This window comes from Calothrix sp. NIES-2098 (assembly GCF_963875125.1).
In the GTDB taxonomy this organism is placed as follows: domain Bacteria; phylum Cyanobacteriota; class Cyanobacteriia; order Cyanobacteriales; family Nostocaceae; genus Aulosira.
Genome location: NZ_CAWNKJ010000001.1, coordinates 4379099 through 4400000, shown reverse-complemented (window position 1 = coordinate 4400000; position 20902 = coordinate 4379099). Strand labels below are relative to the sequence as shown.

Annotated in this window: 14 protein-coding genes, 2 tRNA genes and 1 rRNA gene; 6 read left to right on the top strand and 11 right to left on the bottom strand. The window is 41.8% G+C overall.

Annotation, left to right across the window (positions count from 1 at the left end):
- Positions 1-185: 185 nt before the first annotated feature.
- The 3 genes from AACU33_RS18380 to AACU33_RS18370 all read right to left on the bottom strand — a co-directional run bounded on the left by AACU33_RS18380 (position 186) and on the right by AACU33_RS18370 (position 2025).
- Positions 186-258 (bottom strand) — tRNA-Ala (locus AACU33_RS18380).
- Between the two features lie 87 nt (positions 259-345).
- Positions 346-419: transfer RNA gene (locus AACU33_RS18375), tRNA-Ile, on the bottom strand.
- 119 nt (positions 420-538) lie between these two features.
- Positions 539-2025 (bottom strand): 16S ribosomal RNA (locus AACU33_RS18370).
- A gap of 305 nt (positions 2026-2330) precedes the next feature.
- Between AACU33_RS18370 and nadC the strand changes: the two genes are divergently transcribed.
- Complete coding sequence (gene nadC / locus AACU33_RS18365; RefSeq protein WP_096590036.1) at positions 2331-3200, top strand: carboxylating nicotinate-nucleotide diphosphorylase; 870 nt, start codon at positions 2331-2333, stop codon at positions 3198-3200.
- Between the two features lie 275 nt (positions 3201-3475).
- On the opposite strand, the gene AACU33_RS18360 is transcribed toward nadC, so the two are convergent.
- The 6 genes from AACU33_RS18360 to AACU33_RS18335 all read right to left on the bottom strand — a co-directional run bounded on the left by AACU33_RS18360 (position 3476) and on the right by AACU33_RS18335 (position 10161).
- On the bottom strand, positions 3476-4066 hold the full coding sequence (locus AACU33_RS18360) for an HMA2 domain-containing protein (protein ID WP_096590035.1): 591 nt from the start codon (positions 4064-4066) through the stop codon (positions 3476-3478).
- Between the two features lie 189 nt (positions 4067-4255).
- Positions 4256-4564, bottom strand: a complete 309-nt coding sequence (locus AACU33_RS18355) for a DUF5132 domain-containing protein (RefSeq protein ID WP_096590033.1) — start codon at positions 4562-4564, stop codon at positions 4256-4258.
- 71 nt (positions 4565-4635) lie between these two features.
- On the bottom strand, positions 4636-6912 hold the full coding sequence (locus AACU33_RS18350; RefSeq protein ID WP_096590032.1) for a heavy metal translocating P-type ATPase: 2277 nt from the start codon (positions 6910-6912) through the stop codon (positions 4636-4638).
- A gap of 150 nt (positions 6913-7062) precedes the next feature.
- A complete protein-coding gene (locus AACU33_RS18345) occupies positions 7063-8127 on the bottom strand; it encodes a hypothetical protein (RefSeq protein WP_096590031.1) in 1065 nt (354 codons plus the stop codon).
- A 94-nt stretch (positions 8128-8221) separates the two neighbouring features.
- On the bottom strand, positions 8222-8755 hold the full coding sequence (gene def, locus AACU33_RS18340; RefSeq protein WP_096590030.1) for a peptide deformylase: 534 nt from the start codon (positions 8753-8755) through the stop codon (positions 8222-8224).
- Positions 8756-8991: 236 nt separating this feature from the next.
- Positions 8992-10161, bottom strand: a complete 1170-nt coding sequence (locus AACU33_RS18335) for an HhoA/HhoB/HtrA family serine endopeptidase (RefSeq protein WP_096595294.1) — start codon at positions 10159-10161, stop codon at positions 8992-8994.
- 448 nt (positions 10162-10609) lie between these two features.
- On the opposite strand from AACU33_RS18335, the gene dnaA reads away from it, so the two are divergent.
- Positions 10610-11992 carry a chromosomal replication initiator protein DnaA gene (gene dnaA, locus AACU33_RS18330; RefSeq protein WP_096590029.1) on the top strand — a complete coding sequence of 461 codons (1383 nt, stop codon included), beginning with the start codon at positions 10610-10612 and terminating at the stop codon, positions 11990-11992.
- 448 nt (positions 11993-12440) lie between these two features.
- On the opposite strand, the gene AACU33_RS18325 is transcribed toward dnaA, so the two are convergent.
- The gene (locus tag AACU33_RS18325; RefSeq protein WP_096590028.1) at positions 12441-12743 is read right to left on the bottom strand and encodes an RNA recognition motif domain-containing protein; all 303 of its coding nucleotides are present in this window, start codon (positions 12741-12743) and stop codon (positions 12441-12443) included.
- Positions 12744-13004: 261 nt separating this feature from the next.
- Between AACU33_RS18325 and infC the strand changes: the two genes are divergently transcribed.
- The 4 genes from infC (at position 13005) to dnaN (ending at position 17135) form a co-directional block, all read left to right on the top strand.
- Positions 13005-13517: a translation initiation factor IF-3 gene (gene infC, locus AACU33_RS18320; RefSeq protein WP_096590027.1), complete on the top strand. Its 513-nt coding sequence runs from the start codon at positions 13005-13007 to the stop codon at positions 13515-13517.
- A gap of 387 nt (positions 13518-13904) precedes the next feature.
- On the top strand, positions 13905-14177 hold the full coding sequence (locus AACU33_RS18315) for a hypothetical protein (protein WP_096590026.1): 273 nt from the start codon (positions 13905-13907) through the stop codon (positions 14175-14177).
- Positions 14178-14256: 79 nt separating this feature from the next.
- The gene (locus AACU33_RS18310; protein ID WP_096590025.1) at positions 14257-15846 is read left to right on the top strand and encodes a B12-binding domain-containing radical SAM protein; all 1590 of its coding nucleotides are present in this window, start codon (positions 14257-14259) and stop codon (positions 15844-15846) included.
- 131 nt (positions 15847-15977) lie between these two features.
- Entirely contained in the window at positions 15978-17135 is a 1158-nt protein-coding gene (dnaN, locus tag AACU33_RS18305) for a DNA polymerase III subunit beta (protein ID WP_096590024.1), read from the top strand.
- Between the two features lie 6 nt (positions 17136-17141).
- Here dnaN and AACU33_RS18300 read toward each other — a convergent pair whose 3' ends face one another.
- On the bottom strand, positions 17142-20453 hold the full coding sequence (locus AACU33_RS18300; RefSeq protein WP_096590023.1) for a GAF domain-containing protein: 3312 nt from the start codon (positions 20451-20453) through the stop codon (positions 17142-17144).
- Positions 20454-20902 lie beyond the last annotated feature (449 nt).

Here is a 20902-nt window from a genome sequence, read left to right as displayed (position 1 = left end):
GTTTTCAAGGTTCTGGCTGGCTCAAACCCAGCAGTTCGACTTTGTATAATTGTCGATTGCTGAATTTATCCACGATCTTTTATCTTATCACACTCTCACTGTCGCCACAAATATCATATCGTCTCTAGCTTTTGACTGCCATTGGTATATTCACTTTTGTGACTGTCACAGTACTGTAGAGCATGTGGAGGTTAGCGGACTCGAACCGCTGACATCCTGCTTGCAAAGCAGGCGCTCTACCAACTGAGCTAAACCCCCATCAACAATTCAAAATTCAAAATTCAAAATTCAAAAGTAAAGTGTTTACTTTTGGCTTTTGGCTTTTAACTTTTGACTTGCTTCAGGTGGGCCATCCTGGACTCGAACCAGGGACCTCACCCTTATCAGGGGTGCGCTCTAACCACCTGAGCTAATAGCCCAAAAAGAACCTCAATATAGTTTGAAAGCCTCAACAATTTCTGCGACCGACCTAGGGTATGACCATCTCAATATCTATTAACTGTGTGTTCTCGATATCTGAGTTGGGTAGGTCTCCCTAAAAGGAGGTGATCCAGCCACACCTTCCGGTACGGCTACCTTGTTACGACTTCACCCCAGTCACCAGCACTGCCTTAGGCATCCTCCCCCCGAGGGTTGGAGTAATGACTTCGGGCGTTGCCAGCTTCCATGGTGTGACGGGCGGTGTGTACAAGGCCCGGGAACGAATTCACTGCAGTATGCTGACCTGCAATTACTAGCGATTCCGACTTCACGCAGGCGAGTTGCAGCCTGCGATCTGAACTGAGCCACGGTTTATGAGATTTGCTTGCTATCGCTAGCTCGCTGCCCTTTGTCCGTAGCATTGTAGTACGTGTGTAGCCCAAGACGTAAGGGGCATGCTGACTTGACGTCATCCCCACCTTCCTCCGGTTTGTCACCGGCAGTCTCTCTAGAGTGCCCAACTTAATGCTGGCAACTAAAAACGAGGGTTGCGCTCGTTGCGGGACTTAACCCAACATCTCACGACACGAGCTGACGACAGCCATGCACCACCTGTGTTCGCGCTCCCGAAGGCACTCCTACCTTTCAGCAGGATTCGCGACATGTCAAGTCTTGGTAAGGTTCTTCGCGTTGCATCGAATTAAACCACATACTCCACCGCTTGTGCGGGCCCCCGTCAATTCCTTTGAGTTTCACACTTGCGTGCGTACTCCCCAGGCGGGATACTTAACGCGTTAGCTCCGGCACGGCTCGGGTCGATACAAGCCACGCCTAGTATCCATCGTTTACGGCTAGGACTACTGGGGTATCTAATCCCATTCGCTCCCCTAGCTTTCGTCCCTCAGTGTCAGTTGCGGCCTAGCAGAGCGCTTTCGCCACCGGTGTTCTTCCTGATCTCTACGCATTTCACCGCTACACCAGGAATTCCCTCTGCCCCGAACGCACTCTAGCCATGTAGTTTCCACTGCTCTTATGAGGTTGAGCCTCACTCTTTAACAGCAGACTTACATAGCCACCTGCGGACGCTTTACGCCCAATCATTCCGGATAACGCTTGCATCCTCCGTATTACCGCGGCTGCTGGCACGGAGTTAGCCGATGCTTATTCCTCAAGTACCGTCATTTTGTTCTTCCTTGAGAAAAGAGGTTTACAACCCAAGAGCCTTCCTCCCTCACGCGGTATTGCTCCGTCAGGCTTTCGCCCATTGCGGAAAATTCCCCACTGCTGCCTCCCGTAGGAGTCTGGGCCGTGTCTCAGTCCCAGTGTGGCTGATCATCCTCTCAGACCAGCTACTGATCGTCGCCTAGGTGCGCTCTTACCACACCTACTAGCTAATCAGACGCGAGCTCATCTCTAGGCAATTAATCTTTCACCTCTCGGCACATCCGGTATTAGCCACCGTTTCCAGTGGTTGTCCCCGACCTAGAGCCAGATTCTCACGCGTTACTCACCCGTCCGCCACTGTGTCCGAAGACACCGTTCGACTTGCATGTGTTAAGCATACCGCCAGCGTTCATCCTGAGCCAGGATCAAACTCTCCATTTTGTGATGAATTCGTTTGTTTAGCTCTTTTGACTGATTTTAACCTCAGTCAGGTTATTTTCTTTACTGACGCAGGCTAATTGTTGTATACTGGCTTTCAAACTATAATATTTTCAAGGTTCGGTGTCCCTCCGGCGTCGCTCTTTCGCGCTCCGCTCTCAGGCACTTATCTAATATATCGAGCCTATCTTCGTTTGTCAACTCTTTTTTTCGGAAAATTGAGATTTTTTTGTTCGCGGTTAGAAGCCTTGTGCAGTAAGGATTTTAGGCTATAGTATTCCTGAAGTTAAGAAAGAAGTAATAAAGTCGTGAGCAAGTTTGGTGTTTTACCGCCTTGGCTAGTGTTAGATCCGCTATTGCATGGCTGGTTGTTGGAGGACATTGGTCGGGGCGATCGCACAACAAACAGCTTAATAACTAAGGATGTCACACCAGGAACAGCTAAATGGATAGCGAAAGCCCCAGGAATTATTGCTGGTTTACCAGTTGCAGCAAGGGTGTTTCAGCTTTTGAATGAAAACGTCAGCTTTGTGCCCATCACAGACGAAGGTACATGGTGCGAACTAGGACAGGTAGTAGCTGAAATATATGGGCCATTGGACGCGCTGCTGATGGGGGAACGGGTTGCGCTCAATTTAACTATGCGTTTGAGTGGGATTGCAACCCTCACTAATAAATATGTAGAGCAAATTGCGGATTTACCTGCTCAGTTGGTCGATACGCGCAAAACTATACCCGGGCTGAGATTATTGGAAAAATACGCAACTGCTGTAGGCGGGGCGATTAATCATCGTATGGGGTTAGATGATGCGGTAATGATTAAAGACAATCACATTGCAGCGGCTGGGGGAATTGGCGAAGCAATTACCCGTATCCGTTCCCAGATACCTTATCCCCTAACAATAGAAGTAGAGACAGAAACTCTAGAACAAGTTAAAGAAGCCCTACAGCATAAAGCCGACATTATTATGTTAGACAATATGCCTCTAGATATGATGTCTCAGGCGGTGCAGTTGATTCGACAACAGTATAGCCACATTAAAATTGAAGCCTCGGGTAATGTAACCTTGGAGACTATTCGTGCTGTTGCTCAAACTGGCGTAGATTATATTTCTAGTAGTGCGCCGATTACACAGTCTAAGTGGTTGGATTTGAGTATGAAAATTCCACTTAAATAAGTAAGCTGATTATCTTCGAGGAAATTGGTGTTGCTAGATTCTGGAATGAATGTTTATTCGCGCAAAGGCGAGCCAGTGTTTTACAGGTTCGTTCTTTGAAGCTACTGGCGTTGCAAAAGGTCAAATAATTTAAGTTTAATTTAGGCAGTTGGCTTGATTTCATAAATGTCTATGTCGTCACCTAGCCAAGAGGTTGGTTTATTAGTCTTTAAATATCTGCAATGGCTGGTTGCGATCGCTTTCCAGGAAAACAGCAGCCTTGAATCTATGGAAGGTTACGATTTCTTATACTCGCTGTCAGTTTGTGGTTGTCTTGGGTTGTTCAATTTGATAAAACTATCGAAGGCATACCAACCCAAAACATACCAAGGAATAGTTTCAAATTGCAGACCTTTAATCAACAATTGCCTAACTGCAAGAATACTCAGTCCTAAGGGAAACAAAAAGCGCAGATCTACAGCACCATTTGTTACTTCTTGTACTCGTTTATTTAAATCAACTACAGCATTTGAAATACTTGCGGATGCTTCAGTATCACCCTCTGTAATATCAGCAAAAATTATTCCCAGATCCTTAAGCGTATTGAGGACATTTTTGAGACTATCATCTCCGCCATCATGATTGATGAGAATACTTCCTCGTTCAACACTAGTTTTTACTTGATTAACATTAGGTTGTGCTTCTAGTAAGCTAGCAATTCTTTGCATTTTCCCGGTTTGGCGATCGCGTTTTGGAATTCTTAATCTTAACCGCCCTGGAGTATGACTAATAATTTTTGTAGATATAAGTTTAGATGGACTATGTATAGCTGTTTCATCTATTATTTTCGGCATTTGGGTGAGATTACTATAGTTATTTGTATTCACACGCTTACTCTCCTAACTCAATTTAGAATTTTAAATTTTGGATTGAGGATTATGTTTCTAAATTTCAATATAGGTAATGAATAGTAATACTCTGCAATTTTGCTTGTGGTTTGAAACCAGAGATACTTAAAATAATTAGTAATTTTTATTTTCCTGAAAGGCGCGATCGCCGCGCCTTTATTTGCAGATTTAGCCACCATTATCTATAGTGCGATCGCTAGAATTACTAGCAGCTTCAAATGCTGGAGTTTCTCTATCTTCAGCAATTTCGGCTCGCGCTTCTGCTACAATGTCTTCCCAAGTTTCGCCCAATTCAGCAAATGCTCCTTTGCTCTTTTCATAAGCAAGAATTCCACCTTTAATTAATGATTTGGCTAATGGTTTACCAATTCCTGCTACTACAGGAAGGACGATCGGTGCGAGCAAAACTGCGCCAATACCGGCTATAATTCCAGGAGCGCCAGCATCTTCAACAAAGTCAGTGATTTTAGGTGCCATAGTAAATTACCTCTGGTAATGTGGAAATCTGTAAGAAAGCGTTCTAGCGTAAACTAATCGGCATATTCATTTCATCTTGCCGATGGTATAGCTTTCTTTGGTGAATGTTTTAAGATTGGACGCAAACCGTTAACGCCTGCAACCACAGTCGAGCCATTATTGACTACTGTCGCGGCTAAAGGATTTAAACCAAATATAACAGCTATTAACAATGCCCCTAAGTTAGGCACTGCAACAATACCTGTATTTTGGTAGATTAATTGCTTGGCTTGGCGGGCGATCGCGATCGCTTCTAGTAAACCATGCAAATCATTCTGCATTAATACTACATCTGCGGTTTCGCGGGCAATTTCTGAACCGTTAGCGAAGGATACAGAAACATCTGCATAGGCTAAAGCTGGCGAATCGTTGATCCCATCACCTACGAATGCAACTGTCTTGCCTTGTTCGTGTAGTTCGCGGACGACTGCGGCTTTCTGTTCGGGGAAAGCTTCGGCATGAGTATGTGTCGGCGCAATTCCCAGTTCGGCTGCAACTTGATTGGCTGTTTGTTTGTTGTCTCCGGTGAGCATATGAACTTCCACACCTTCGACTGTTAACAAGTGGCTAATTACTTCCCGACTTTCTTTACGGAGAATGTCACTATATTTAATTTTACCTTGAAGTTGACCGTTACTAGCGACATAAATCATTGAAGCTGACCGCTGGGAATGCCCGTTTTGCTGTGCCATATCAATGCCTACATGACGCAAAAAGCGATCGCTACCTACGTAAACTGTCTCACCGTCAATTTCAGCTTGCACTCCCAAACCGAGTTGATAATTCCATTTCTGGCGGTTGGGAATTATCACATTTTGAGCTTCGGCATAACGAATTATCGCTTCGGCTACTGGATGCGTTAGTCGTTGTTCCGCAGCAGCAGCTAGTTCCAACACCCGCATAGTTGACGTTGCTGGATTGAGACTTTCCACCCCAATAACAGTCGCTTCCCCTTTAGTAAGGGTGCCTGTTTTATCAAACACAATCGTATCAACTGCGGCTAGTTGTTCCAATGCGCGTCCGCTACGGATGAGAATTCCATGCTTGGCTGCATAGGTAAGTGCTGCTAAAACTGTAGTCGGTACAGATACTCTAATGCCTGTAGCAAAGTCTAGAGTGAGAACACTAGCTGCCCGTACTGGATTACGAGTTAGGGCAAATACTGCTCCCCCAAGTAACAAAGTTGGCACAACTGCGCGTTCAGCAATTTTTGTAGCATAGTTTTCCATGCGCGTATCGTGGACAGGAGCTTCTTGCATTAATTTAATACTCTGTCCAGCACGCGTATCATTGCCTACCCATTCAGTTTGAATATAAATCCTGCCCTCGCGCACCAAGGTAGAAGCAAAGACCGCTTGCCCTTTCTTTTTCAAGACTGGCATGGATTCACCAGTAAGTTTTTGCTCATCCAACAGAGCTTTCCCTCGCAGGATAGTACCATCTACTGGGACTTGCTCGCCAGGATAGACAATGACTGTATCCCCTCGTTGGACATCTTGAATAGGGATTTGTTGCTTGGTGCCATTGCGTTCTACCCAAACAAACTGCCCTAAAGAATTGAGTAGATCGAGAGTTTGGAGTTTAGAAGAACGAGCCGTGCGATCGCGAATGTTCTCACCAATTTCAATTAAACTCAGCATCAACGATGGCGTGAGAAAATGACCTTGAACGGTAGTAATCGCGATCGCCATTAAATCCAAAAAGTCGATTGTGAGTTTGCGTTCTGCTGTAATCCCTGCTAATGCTCTTTGAAAAACTGGTAATGTGGCTAGCGCAATAGTTCCCGCCACCATAATTGGTGGAATTGGTAATCCTAAAGGCCCTCCTAGCACCGCTAAACCAGTAGCGATGGCAGAAAGTTGTAAACCTGGCCAGGAATTTTCTGTATTGTCAGAGGATTTGGTAATTGATAGCTGATTAGGAACTGCAATTACCATTGTGGGATCGCTAGCAGCCCAGATCGAATAGATCAAATGCGATCGCATCTTGGACTCAGGTACTTGTTTAGATTGGTAAGTCACAACTAGCGACGCCGCCGCCAACTTGATCCGCACAGATGTAACTAGGGTATCGGCTTCCAATAAGGATTGAAGACGCTGAGTATAGTCTCGATCGTGGCGTAATCGAGGTATGCGGAACCTGATTCTTCCTGGTGTTACATGGACAATACTGTAAGCAATTTGGGGAATCTGTCTGCGATTGTTTCCGTTGTGTTGTTTGACTACAGCAACGTTATCGTGATGCGTTTCTACAATCTCAGGCACTATTGGTGTAGATGGTGATGCTAATTGAACCCTGTGTTTTACCATTCCTTGTCTCGTGTATAAGGTTGATGAATCTGATTCAAAAGAGCAAAATCACTCCCAATCTGATGGGATTGGTGATGTCCAATGCTGCTAGGTGCTTTTTATTTACCCTTGCGGGATCGCTAGCAGATAGAAAATTAGAGGCGCTTCTCCTTATTCAGCAAATGTCTCTAAGGGAAAGTTCGCCATGAAGGCTAAAGAATAAGACATAGTGCTAGGCTTCATATTTGCCCATAGACTTGATATCTCTGGTATTTTTTCTTCAGGAGTTTCCGCTAGTTGAGTAACTTTTTCTAAAAGTGTTAGCTGTTCTATTGTTTGGACTGGCTTAGTTGGTGGGTAGGTTTGTAAAGCCAATTCCATCAAATTTACCCAACGATCTAAGCTAATATCGCTTGGCTGATAGGCGATCGCCACCGATGCCGCACTATAATTTATCCGCACGCTGGTTACTTGGGCATCTGTTTTCAACAGCCTTTCTAATCGTCTACCATAGGCGCGATCCTTGGCGATTCGAGGTACATGAAAGCGAATCCTCCCAGGAATTGCATGGATAACACTGTAGGTTATTGTTTCATCCTCAGATGAAAATAGTGTAGATTTGCTGTTACTGGTTTGCGATCGCGAAATTTCTGGTTCTCTAAAACTAATTACCCAACGAGTTGCATTTGCTGCAATCATATAGACGGGTATTGATGCTAAACCAGCGATCCCCAGCCCTCTTGTTACAGCTAATCCTGTCATCAAGGGAATTAAGGAAATTGTTTGCTCTTTCCAAAAATCAACTGATTTCCACTCTGCAAACAGATCCGTCTTGCTATTGGAATCAGCTGTAGCGATTTGCTGAATGCCCAATTCTTGCAGTTTCTCCAATATCTGCGGCAATGATAAACGATCGGGATCGAAAGCGATCGCCAAACTACCTGTTTGCTGATTGGTAGTGACTTCCTTAACTCCCTGATATTGCCGCAAGTATTGGGATATAGTCTCTAGTTGTGATTCTACGCCACTCTCTTGAGCGCGGATGCGTAAGCGCCCGTTACTGGCATGAACAATTCGCCATCCATCTAGAGACAGTTGTAATTTTAACTGTGGCTCTGTCACAGTACTTTCATTATTCAGTTTTCTTTCATCGCTCTCAGTTTGAGCAGAGATTAAGTCAAAACTTTCTTGCGGCTGCGGACTTAACCTGTCGCGACTACTAATAGTTTTAGTCATTTACCCGATAGCTGATCCAAGCCAAAGGTTAACAATAGGTTAAATATAACCCGAACCTTTGGCTAACAGCTTCATTCTTAAGCACTATTTTGGGTTAAGTATTGTTAACGATACGCTCTTGGTATTCCTGCTCTGAGATCTTGTCCTGATTACTCTCCAAACGGTCTACAAAGAGTATGCCTTCGAGGTGGTCATATTCGTGTTGAAAAATACGCGCCACAAAATCAGTTAATTCTTGTTGTTGCAAATTGCTATTGCGATCGGTATATTCAACTTGAATTTTTTGATAACGAGGCACAAATCCCCGAATTCCAGGAACGCTCAAACAACCTTCCCAACCTTTAACTACCTCAGTAGAATGGGCAATAATTTTTGGATTAATCATCGCCGTAGGTGCCATTTCTGGAGCATTAGGATACCGGGGATTAGGACGAGATGCCACAATAAACAAACGATAGGATTCTGCAATTTGTGGCGCAGCAATTCCTACACCATTAGCTTGAGCAACAGTTGCCATTAAATCTTCAATTAAGTTTTGGATATCCGGGTTGTGAATATCATCAATCAAGCTAGCCTGTTGGCGCAGTATGGGATTACCTAATTGAATAATTGGAACTAATTCAGCCATCAGAGCAACTCCTTGGGTAATGAAGAATAATTAGCTGTTGATACTTGTGATAAATCAGGCGAAAATCTAAATTTCTATTTTAAACCTCAAATAAACACACATAAGTTATCGGGGTTTATCTGCTTTCATCTGTGGTTCTATTTCCTGAAAATTCATCTTTGCAAAATATATTTAAGAAGTTTGCACAAAGCATGAACATCAATACCCTATGTCCAATTACTCAATTTTAGATAAAATTAGCTTTCACGCCGTATAGGTAAAGGAGCAGGCTTAACTGCTATTTGAGTAATTTGCCCGTTACGCTCTACTTGCATTTGTAAAGAATTACCAATTTTGGTATTTTCTACAAGCTTTTGTACTTCTTCTATTTTATTAACAGGCTGATTATTAATACTACGAATCACATCACCACTTTTCAACCCAGCAACAAATGCAGGAGAGCGAGGCACAACATTAACTAATAAAACGCCTCTATCTGTCGTGAGATTAATGCGATCGCCTAATTCATTATTAATTCTTTCCTTAATTTCTGGTGTCAGCGTCACCATTTGAATGCCCAAATAAGGATGCTCGACTTTGCCATTAGCAATTAATTCTTGGGCAATTCTTTGTGCAGTATTAATTGGAATTGCAAATCCTAAACCTTGAGCGCCGCGAATAATAGCTGTGTTCATCGCAATTACTTGACCGCGAACATTTAATAATGGGCCGCCAGAGTTACCGGGGTTAATTGCTGCGTCAGTTTGAATATAATCAACACGCTTGTCGCTAGCACCAATATCGCTACTAGAGCGACCTGTTGCACTGATAATTCCAGATGTTACAGTATTATTCAAACCTAAAGGATTACCAATAGCAATTACAGCTTCCCCTGGTTGCAAAGCATCGGAGTTACCTATAGACAGAGTAGGCAAGTTATTAGCAGCAATTTTAATTACAGCTACATCTGTTACTGGATCTTCTCCTAACACTTTGCCGTTAAAAGTCCGCCCATCTTTGAGGGTGACAGTTACAGTGTCAGCACCATCTACGACGTGAGAATTAGTCAAAATTTGACCAGAGGAGTTAATAATAAATCCTGAACCACTACCCCGTTCTACCCGTTGTCTAGGCTGAGATGGTACTGTATCGCCAAAAAACCGTCGGAAAAATGGATCTTCAAATTCTTCTGGGGTTTGGGAGGTGACAGTTCTGGAAGAATCAATCCGAACTACGGCAGATCCCACCTTTTGTACTACTCCCACCACAAAATTAGGATCGTTAGAGGATGCCAAAATTGGCGGTGGGGCAATAGTATTTTGAGGTACTACCTGAGACTGTGGATCGTTTTTTGGTGTCTCAAAGGTCTTAGCAGGTAAAAAAGAGCAGCCGCTAAGACATACCACGGCACTTATCTTAAATAGCATCGATAATATATGAGTTTTACCCCGTTTCTGGGGTAAACCTGGAGTCACAATATCTTGGGTTATACAAATACAGGTGTCGATCTTCATCAGTTTTCCGGCAGGATACCCCATCTAAACTTTGTTTAGGTAGGAAAGAATGCCGTCCTCCATAAGTTGTAAGTTGAAAAGTTAATCACTTAGGACTTGACTTTTTAGTACAGGTGTTTTCCTATGCTTTGAGAACTACCACCTATGTAGCACAAACCCCGTCCATGCTTGGTATAGATGCAGTAATTAACATATCTTTGCTTCTCCGTGTTAGTTAGTGGGTGGTAGGATATTGCCTACCAGGTAATGCCCCAAGATGATTACAACTTAAAAGCTTGTTCCAGGTCTAGAGCATCTGAGTGCTAACTTGGTACTTGCTTATAAATTCTATTGTGACGATGAGCAGCAAAGGTGGTAAAAAATGGAAATTTCCATAGAACATTTGTGGAGTCAGGTACTAGAGCGATTACAGCTAGAACTATCCCGTCCCACCTTTGAAACTTGGATAAAAACTGCTAGTGCAGAGCGATTAGAAAATAATTGCTTGGTAATATGCACTCCTAATCCTTTTGCTCGAAATTGGTTACAAAAATATTACATCAATACTATTGCTAATGTTGTGCAAGATATTTTAGGACATCCTGTGGAAATTTACATTACTGTTGCTCAAGGTGATGAAGTTTCTCATTTGCAGGAACGAGAAGTTTCTTGGGCTTTCCCAGCCGAAAATAATATTGCTGAAACTATTGCTAAACCCAAACAAAAAACTACAGAATTAAACGCTAAATATGTATTCTCAAGATTTGTAGTTGGTGCTAACAGTCGTATGGCTCACGCTGCATCATTAGCAGTTGCAGAATCTCCGGGTAGGGAGTTTAACCCTTTATTTTTATGTGGTGGCGTCGGTTTAGGTAAAACTCACCTGATGCAAGCTATTGGACATTATCGTTGGGAAATTTGTCCTGATTCTAAAATATTTTATGTTTCAACTGAGCAATTTACTAATGATTTAATTACAGCAATCCGTAAAGATAGTATGCAAAGTTTCCGAGAGCATTATCGGGCTGCTGATGTGTTATTAGTAGATGACATTCAATTTATTGAAGGTAAAGAGTATACTCAAGAAGAATTTTTTCATACTTTTAATACTTTACATGAAGCTGGCAAGCAAGTTGTCATCGCCTCAGACCGCCCACCTAACCAAATTCCTCGTCTTCAAGAAAGACTATGTTCTCGCTTTTCTATGGGTTTAATTGCTGATATTCAACCCCCCGATTTAGAAACGAGAATGGCAATTCTTCAGAAAAAAGCAGAATACGAAAAAATTAGGCTGTCTAAAGATGTAATTGAGTATATTGCTTCTAACTTTACTTCTAATATTCGAGAATTAGAAGGAGCTTTAATTAGGGCACTTGCTTATATTTCGATTTGGGGTTTACCGATGACAGTAGAAAGTATCGCCCCAGTTTTAGAAACCCCAAGCGAAAAAGTAGCAGCTACTCCAGAAGTAATATTAAAGGTCATTGCTGGTACATTTGAAGTTTCTATTGAAGACCTAAAAAGTAATTCACGACGGAGAGAAATTAGCTGGGCACGTCAAATAGGGATGTATCTTATGCGGCAACACACCGATTTGAGTCTACCTAGAATTGGCGAAGAGTTTGGTGGTAAAGACCATACAACAGTAATTTACAGTTGTGACAAAATTGCCCAACTGCGAGAAAGCGATCGCGCTTTAGCAACTACTCTTCGTCAACTGAGCGATCGCATTAATATGCATAGCCGTTCGCAAAAATCCACTTGATAAATGGCTTTGTGTTTTCCACAGCGATCGCTCTTGCTTATTCAGCTTTACATTCGATTACTTCAGCAAGAATATTAAGCCAAGTATAAAAATATATTAAAATTTAATTAACTTGTGGAAAATTTTGGGGAAAACTTGATACTTTTTAGCAAAAAAATTAAACTAAGTATAATTACCTTGTGGAAAACTTCGGGGGTTTTTCCACAAGTTTTCCACAAATAGTAAATGTCGAAATTATCTAAATTAGCAATTAGCAACAAGTTATCCACATTTTCCACAACTGCTAGCTAGAAACAGCAAATAAGGGAAAAAGCAAGCCGAAATTTTTGTTTGTAGTCTAAACTTTGTATCAAAAAAGCTCAAGCAGAAATGCCTGAGCCTTAATACAGAAAATTAATTTCCTGGTTTAGCAGATTAACTCAAAGAGTTAAATCTATAAAGCTAAAACTTAATAACGGTTACGTCCACCGCCGTAATTATTGCGGTTCCCACCAAACGAACCTCTATCTTCTCTGGGCTTTGCCTTATTTACTTTTAAGTCACGTCCCATCCACTCTGCACCATCAAGAGCTTCAATGGCAGCCGTTTCTTCAGCATCTGTACCCATTTCCACAAAACCAAAGCCGCGTAAACGACCAGTTTCACGGTCTGTGGGTAGCTGAACCCGCTTTACAGAACCATATTCTGCAAACACAGCATTCAAGCTTTCTTCTGTAACTTCATAAGAAAGATTGCCTACGTAAACTGACATAGATTGTCTCCGAAATCATAAGTATGTAGAGATTTAAGTTTCGGAGAAAAGTCTGTAAATACCAAAAACAAAAAGCCTGTCAATACTAAAAACAAACGAGGTCACCGAATTAACTCTCATTTACCACTATGGCATAGCGATCGAGTTTTAAGAAGGAAACTAGAAAAGCTTTATATAACTTTATGTAAGCAATTAACCCTAAGTAAGAACTTGCCAACTCTGACATTGTGTTACATTAGCATTACTTGCACTAGCAAAGTATTGAACAATAGAGAGGAAACGATTATCGTAGTCCAAAAGCAACTAATTAACTCGCAAATCAAGTCACCTCAAGTCTTCTTGATTGACCATGAAAATAATAACCGTGGTTTGACTGACACCTATGAAGCTTTACAACTAGCACAAAGCGTAGAGCTTGACCTAGTTCTAGTATCCGAAGGCAAAGACGCTCCAGTTGCCAAGATACTCAACTATGGTAAGCTTCAGTATCAAAAGAAAAAGCGTCAGGGACAGAGTGCTAGACCCACAGTTAAGGAAGTCCGGTTCCGTCCAAACGTAGGTGCAGCTGATTACAACTTACGCATCGAGCAAGCGCTTGGTTGGTTAAAAAAAGGCGATTCAGTGAAGTTTGCCATTCGCCTACGAGGTCGAGAACATCAATATCGCGACAAGGCTGGAGAACTACTAGACCGCATTGTCAGCGATCTCAGTCAAGTCGGCAAAGTTCAATCGCTCGATAAACGCTCGCTGATTGCGCAAGTTATTCCTGCCTAAATTAATTTTTTAGCATCATATCTCGATCGCCTCAAGCTCTAAATTAGTCTAAGTGAAGCAGGGGTTTTTGTACTTCAACTTTGTAAAAGTCAAAGTATCGTGCTGAACGTTATCTCACCCAGAACTAAAGTTCTGGGCGGGATGACAACAAAGTAAGAGATTTAAAAGTTATGGGTAATGGCTAGTCTCATAGTCTATGCACATTGAGAAGAATTAACTGTAAATTACCACTCTATAATTCCCTGATATACATTCATCAAAAGTTTGATTTTTTTAAATTAAAAATTGTTTTGCAATTCTTCTGAGATTTTTATCAATAATTAACCTTGAGTTTTTTCTCTCTTGTAATTGTTAAAATGTAGTTAAGCTCAAGGGAGAGACAAACTCATGGTTACAAGCAAATTTGATGATACATTAGCTGCCATCGAGTTAAATGCAGCTAGAAAACTCAACTGGGATTATAACCAGTTCAAAGACTTTTTTAGTTTTACAGTAAATCAGGAAGCTATTGAGATAGCGCTTCAAAATCAAATCGAAGAATCTCAATTGCAAACTTTAAAGCAAGCTTTATTAGATTATGGTTTTCAGTATAAAAAAACCGTAAATGATTTAATTATAGTTTTTGAGCAAGATGTTGAATTAAGAGAGAACGAAATCTGACTTTTGTAAGATTCTTTCTGCATCCGCTTGGGTGATAATCGCCACAGCTGCACTAAGGCTCTTAAAGAGAAAGATCGTAATGAAAACACTCTTGCTCTACCCCAAGTTTCCTCAATCCTTTTGGTCTTACGATCGCGCAATGGAAATGGCAGGACTGAAAGCAGCCATTCCACCCCTAGGAATTATTACTGTTGCAGCACTCTTACCCAAAGATTGGGAAGTGAAATTTTACGACCGCAATGTCAGGCTTGAGACAGAGGCAGATTGGAAGTGGTGTGAATTAGTGATTATCTCTGCCATGCTAGTGCAGAAACCAGATTTCCATGCCCTAATTCAAAAAGCTGTGCGATTAGGCAAAAAAGTGGCGGTGGGTGGGCCTTATCCCACATCAGTTCCACAAGATGCCCAAGCCTCTGGAGCAGATTATCTCATATTAGATGAAGGAGAGATGACCGTTCCTCTATTCTTAGAAGCGATCGCTCAAGGCCAGTCCCAAGGCATCTTCCGTTCCGCTGAGAAGCCGGATGTCACTCAAAGTCCTATGCCTCGCTTTGACCTGCTGCAACGAGATGCCTATTTCATGATGGCGATTCAGTTTTCTCGCGGTTGTCCCTTCAATTGCGAATTTTGTGACATCATCTCTCTCTACGGTCGCAAACCGCGCACTAAAGAACCTTCTCAGACTTTAACAGAGTTGCAATTTCTCTATGATTTAGGTTGGCGGGGATCGCTATTTATCGTCGATGACAACTTTATTGGCAATCAGCGCAATGTCAAACGCCTCTTAAGAGAATTGATTCCTTGGATGCAGCAGCGCAACTATCCCTTCACCTTCATGACCGAGGCCTCTGTGAATTTAGCAGAAGATGATGAACTGCTAGATCTGATGGCACAAGCAGGATTCTATGCTGTCTTTCTCGGCATTGAAACTCCTGACCAAGACAGCCTCTTAGTGACGCGCAAAATACAAAATACGCGCAACCCTTTAGTAGAAGCCTGTCACAAAATCAACGAAGCAGGACTCTTAATCTATGCAGGGTTTATCCTCGGTTTTGATGGAGAACGCTCCGGTGCAGGTGAAAGAATTCAAGCTTTTGTTGAACAAACTAGTATTCCTCAACCGATGTTGGGGATTCTCCAAGCGTTACCCAACACTGCGCTTTGGAACCGACTCCAACAAGAGCAGCGTTTAGTTGAGGGCGTTGGCGTCACAGCTACCGGAGACCAGAACACCCTGATGAATTTCGTTCCCACTCGCCCCATTGCTGAAGTTGCTAGAGAGTATGTAGAAGGCTTCTGGAGGTTGTACGAACCTGCGAACTACCTAAGGCGATGTTTTCAGCAATGCCTCAATATTGTTCCACCAGCAAGGGGAACACAAACAATGCAAATTCCTTTAGGTAGGCAGTTGCGGCTGGTTGCCCAGTTAATTTGGCAACAGGGTTTGCGACGTCCTGAAATTCGAGGGCAATTTTGGCGACAACTATGGACGTTGCTGCTGAAAAAGCCGCAAGTTCTAAATATGTATTTGTCGCTATGCGTTGCGGGCGAGCATTTTTGGGAGTATCGAGTTTTAGCCAGAGAACGCATTACTCAACAGCTAGGCTATGACCCATTAGAAGTTTCTCTGCTACCTAAGCTTGAACCAACGCTTGTCAAGAACATTTGACATAATCAAAATAATTACATTTCACGGCAAATTTTAGAATCGTTCAGCTTGGCAATCAAAGCTGCTTGGTAACAATGACTGAAAAATATTTCTAGAGTGGTAGTATAGACACTCACAAGCTGAATCCGACCATGAAATTAGTTTGCGCTCAAAGCGACCTTAGTACCAACCTCTCCCTTGTCAGTCGTGCTGTACCTTCACGACCGACACATCCCGTACTTGCCAATGTGCTGCTACAAGCGGATGCACAAACTAACCAAGTAAGCTTAACCGCCTTCGATCTCAGCTTGGGTATCCGCACTAGCTTTAATGCTGAGGTCTGGCAAGGAGGAGCGATCGCTCTTCCTGCTAAATTACTTGTAGATATCACCTCTCGTCTACCAGAGGGAGAAATTACTCTAGACGATGAATCAGCAACCGAAACCGCTACAGGTGAGGGATTAATTGTTACGCTGACACCAAAAAGCGGACATTATCAAGTCCGCGCAATGGGGGCTGAAGAGTTTCCCGAATTACCCATTATTGAAAATTCCGAAGTAATTCATTTAACAGCTGCTGCCTTAATTGAGGGATTAAGAGGCTCGCTGTTTGCTACTAGTGGAGACGAAACTAAACAGGTACTTACTGGCGTTCATTTAACAGTAAAACAAGATACCCTAGAATTTGCCGCTACTGATGGGCATCGTTTAGCAGTAGTAGAAACTACTAACGAGCGTCCTATGGAAAATAGTAGTCAACTAGAGGTAACAGTACCAGCTAGAGCGCTACGCGAATTACAGCGGATGTTAGCTCATAGTTCCTCTGATGAAGAACCTGTAGCTTTATATTTAGATCAAGGTCAAGTTGTGTTTGCTTGGAAAAATCAACGCTTGACCAGCCGTACTTTAGAAGGGCAATATCCAGCTTATCGGCAACTCATACCGCGTCAATTTGAGCGCCAAGTTACTATCGATCGCAAACAATTTTTAAGTACTTTGGAACGAATTGCCGTACTAGCCGATCAAAAAAACAATATTGTAAAGCTCAGTATTGATAGCGCTAACCAAGAAATTACTTTGTCTTGTGAAGCTCAAGATGTAGGTAGCGGTAGAGAGTCAATGCCAGCCCAGATATCTGGAGAAGATATAGATATTGCTTTTAATATCAAGTATCTCATGGAAGGCTTGAAAGAATTACCAGCTTCGGAAATTCAAATGCATCTCAATCAAAGCCTAACTCCAGTGATTTTTACACCACTGGGAGGTGTAAAGATGACTTATTTAGCCATGCCTGTACAGCTGAGAAATTAGATCGGGTTAATTATAACTATTTTGATGAATGGGAATTTCAATCCAAAATTCTGTACCTAAACCAGGCTGGGAATCAGATTTAAATATACCACCATGTTTCTCTACCACAATTTTGTAACTAATTGATAGTCCTAAGCCAGTACCCTTGCCCACTGGCTTAGTAGTAAAAAATGGATCGCATATTCTTGTCTTTAAGGCTTCTGGAATACCGGGGCCATTATCGACTATGCGAATTACTGCACTCTTCACATTACCCTTCATTTCTCCAATGGAAGTATGGATAGTAATTTGGCTGTGATGAGGTTCTGATGTAGATTCTCTGTAATCTTCTAGAGCATCTAGAGCATTACTCAAAACATTCATAAAGACTTGATTTAACTGTCCAGCGTAGCACTCTACCAAGGGCAGCCGATCGTAATCCTTTACTATCTCAATACTTGGGCTATCTGGCTTTGCTTTCCAGCGATGTTGCAAAATCAGCAGGGTATTATCAATGCCCTCGTGAATATCAACCGCTTTCATTTCTGCCTCATCCAGACGCGAGAAATTCCTCAAACTCAAGACAATCTGACGGATGCGATCGATCCCTACCTTCATCGAAGTTAGAGTTTTGGGCAAATCTTCGATAATAAATTCTAAATCAATTTCTTCTGCGCGCTTGCTAATCTCAGTGCTAGCATTGGGCAGTTCCTGCTGATAAAGTTCTAGCATACTGAGTAAATCATCAGCATATTCACTTACATGAGACAAGTTCCCGTAAATAAAGTTTACCGGATTGTTAATTTCATGAGCAATACCCGCCACCAATTGACCTAACGAGGACATTTTCTCAGTCTGGATAAGTTGGGTTTGGGTTTCTTGAAGATCCTGTAAAGCTTGAGTTAGCTGTTCTGTTTGCTGTTGAGTTTGCAAAAGTAAGTTTACTTGCTGGAGTGCTACCCCAAGCTGATTAGCAATCTGAGCTAAAAACTGAATTTCTGAGGTTTCCCAATGACGGGGTGCAGAGTGTTGATAAGCGGCCAATAAACCCCAAAGTTGCTGTCCAACAAAAATCGGGGCGATCGCATATGCTTGGATGTGAAATTTCTCTAGCAGTTCAGCATAACATTTAGTATGAGCAGCCTGATAAATGTTATCTACTGCAAAGGTTTCGTTATAGCGATATCGACCACCTTGAGTTTCTTGCAAATAACTATCTTGCCAAATTGTATTGGTCTGTGGACTTACCAATTTCATCCACCCCTCATCAACAAACTCAGCAATAAATTCACCACTCCAATCTGAGTGAAACTGGTAAACAGCCACACGATCTGCTTGTAGCGATTTACAAATTTCTTGAGTAGTTGTCTGGAAAATCGCATCTAAATCAAGAGATTCGCGAATCTTGGATACAACTTCAAACAATACCCGTTGTTGCTTTGCGGCTTGTTGTAAATCTAAAGCCTGCTGCTGTGTTTGCGCGAGTAATTCAGCTTGCTGGAGTGCTACCCCAAGTTGGGCCGCAGTCTGACTAATAAAGTTAACTTCTGAGTCTTGCCATTGACGACTAGCAGAATGTTGATAAGCACATAGCAAACCCCAAAGTTTTTGACCGACAAAAATCGGAGCCAGTACAAAAGCGTAAATGTGATACTCTTCTAAGTTGTCTATATGACACTGAGTAAAGCCCATTTTGTAGATATCATCTACTGCAAACGTTTCGTTGTAACGGTAGCGTCCTCCTTGCGTGTCTTGTAGGTAAGTATCATTCCAAACTGTATTTACTCCTAACTTCGAGTCATTTGACCAGTGGGGACTAGCAACCTCAAAATCACCGACAAATGCACCACCCCAATCAGCATCGAAGCGATAAATAGAAACGCGATCGGCTTTGATTAATTGACAAACTTCTTTAGTAGTTATTTGAAAAATAGTTTTAATATCAAGAGACTCGCGAATCTTGCTAATAACTCCAAACACAGCCTGTTGTTGCTCGGCTGTACGTTGCATTTCCAGCGTGCGCTTTTTAATTTGTTTTTCTAAATTGCTATTAAAGGCTTGTACTTGTTGGTAAAGTTCATATTGCTGAATTGCTGAAGCAAAATGTTTACCAATTTCTTTGGCCATTTCTATCTCTTTATCTGTCCAGTTTTGAACTTGTGCTGTTTTAGTTTCGCGCCATAGCTCAAACGATTGACGAGGATAAAGTTGTCTGCCATCGGGATCGAATCGTCCTGCCCACAAGGTTTCTGTGTCGATTTCATCACGAAAAATGCTTAAATAGCCTACTAACTCTTGACGATATTGGAGTGGGATCATCAAAATGCTGCGAATTTTAGTTGCTTCAAAAGCAAGTTGCAAAATTCGCATATTAGGCATTTGATAGATATCTGAAATTGCCCAAACATCATATACACCAGATTGATAATGCTCTTTCCAGACACCAGACTGTTCTATCAGGGGATAGATGGTTTTTTCTGCTACCGTAGGTTGCTGTCCGCAGATATAAAGTCTGACGTTATCACTTCCAGGAATTAAACATTCTGCTAAGTTTTTAAAGCTACTATTTTGAAAGTTAAAAGCATTATGTCTAATACAAAGCCTACCACCCGAACCCCCAAAGGCAGCTACAGTTGCTTCTAAAGCTGGCTGTAGTACGATTGTAGGCAAGGCATGGAGTAAAGTAGCAACACGGTTAATAGTAGCTTCCCATTCAGCTTTTTGATGGGCTTGGGTGAGGAGGTTACTTTGAGCGATCGCTACTGATAGTTGATCTACTACCATCTGCACTACTTCTATGTCATAGGCTGAAATCTCATACATTTCAGCGTGATGAGACACTAAAAGACCCCAAAGTTCGTTTTGACATAAAATTGGCGCTACTAAAGAAGACTTAACCCCCATTGCCGTTAAGTATTTTACATGGCAGGGATCTACAGTGCGATAATGGATATCTTCTAATGAAAGTTCTCCTGTTTCCCAGTTACGCAGATGGCTGTGACCAATCTGCTGTGTTTCCACATTGACTACAGAACGCACTTGGGACTTGAGAAATAGTTCTCGTGCGTAAAGTGGAATATCGTCAGCAGGAAAATTTAGTCCTAAAAGGGATGGTAATCTATCATTATAAATTGATTCAGCAATGACCTGACCGCTGTTATCGGCATGAAATTTGTAAATCATGACTCGGTCAGTTCTCAGCAGCGATCGCACTTCTTTGGTTGTCGTTTTGAGTATATCTTCTAAATCTAATGTTTGACGAATACTATTTATAATGCGGCGTAATAAGCCTTCTTGCTCAAGGTTTAACCGCAAGTCCGTTTTTGCGATCGGGGTCATTGCTTATAGTTCGATAATTTTTTATTCAAAAAAAATCAAAAAAAATCTATATCTAAAAATATTATTAAATTTAATTTTTGTATCTGTCTTCAGTAAAACTACCGTATAGTAACTAGTGAAAACCTTTATTTATTTTTTAACCAAATATCATTATCTTTAACAGAATAATTACTAACTCTGTTAATAATATTATTGAATCTATTCCTTGAGAAGTATTGACATCATTTTAAGTAAGCAGCAAAAAGAAAGTATTTTACTTAAGTAAGCCAGATCACTGGTATAATATATGGCAAATCAATACTTATTTTTTGGTTGAATAGTAATCAAGAAAGCCAGTATTTGAGCTTTTAAATTAGACATATTTTCTCAATATCTTTTTCCAGAATACCTAACATTAATAGCGTTTCTTATCAGGGATCAAAACAAAAGAGTACAGACACGATTGTGTC

Bases quoted from the DNA above. Each gene is read 5' to 3' on its own strand.
- AACU33_RS18355 (WP_096590033.1), bottom strand. From the start codon at position 4,564: ATGGCACCTAAAATCACTGACTTTGTTGAAGATGCTGGCGCTCCTGGA.
- AACU33_RS18350 (WP_096590032.1), bottom strand. From the start codon at position 6,912: ATGGTAAAACACAGGGTTCAATTAGCATCACCATCTACACCAATAGTG.
- AACU33_RS18345 (WP_096590031.1), bottom strand. From the start codon at position 8,127: ATGACTAAAACTATTAGTAGTCGCGACAGGTTAAGTCCGCAGCCGCAA.
- def (WP_096590030.1), bottom strand. From the start codon at position 8,755: ATGGCTGAATTAGTTCCAATTATTCAATTAGGTAATCCCATACTGCGC.
- AACU33_RS18335 (WP_096595294.1), bottom strand. From the start codon at position 10,161: ATGCTATTTAAGATAAGTGCCGTGGTATGTCTTAGCGGCTGCTCTTTT.
- dnaA (WP_096590029.1), top strand. From the start codon at position 10,610: ATGGAAATTTCCATAGAACATTTGTGGAGTCAGGTACTAGAGCGATTA.
- AACU33_RS18325 (WP_096590028.1), bottom strand. From the start codon at position 12,743: ATGTCAGTTTACGTAGGCAATCTTTCTTATGAAGTTACAGAAGAAAGC.
- AACU33_RS18315 (WP_096590026.1), top strand. From the start codon at position 13,905: ATGGTTACAAGCAAATTTGATGATACATTAGCTGCCATCGAGTTAAAT.
- AACU33_RS18310 (WP_096590025.1), top strand. From the start codon at position 14,257: ATGAAAACACTCTTGCTCTACCCCAAGTTTCCTCAATCCTTTTGGTCT.
- dnaN (WP_096590024.1), top strand. From the start codon at position 15,978: ATGAAATTAGTTTGCGCTCAAAGCGACCTTAGTACCAACCTCTCCCTT.
- AACU33_RS18300 (WP_096590023.1), bottom strand. From the start codon at position 20,453: ATGACCCCGATCGCAAAAACGGACTTGCGGTTAAACCTTGAGCAAGAA.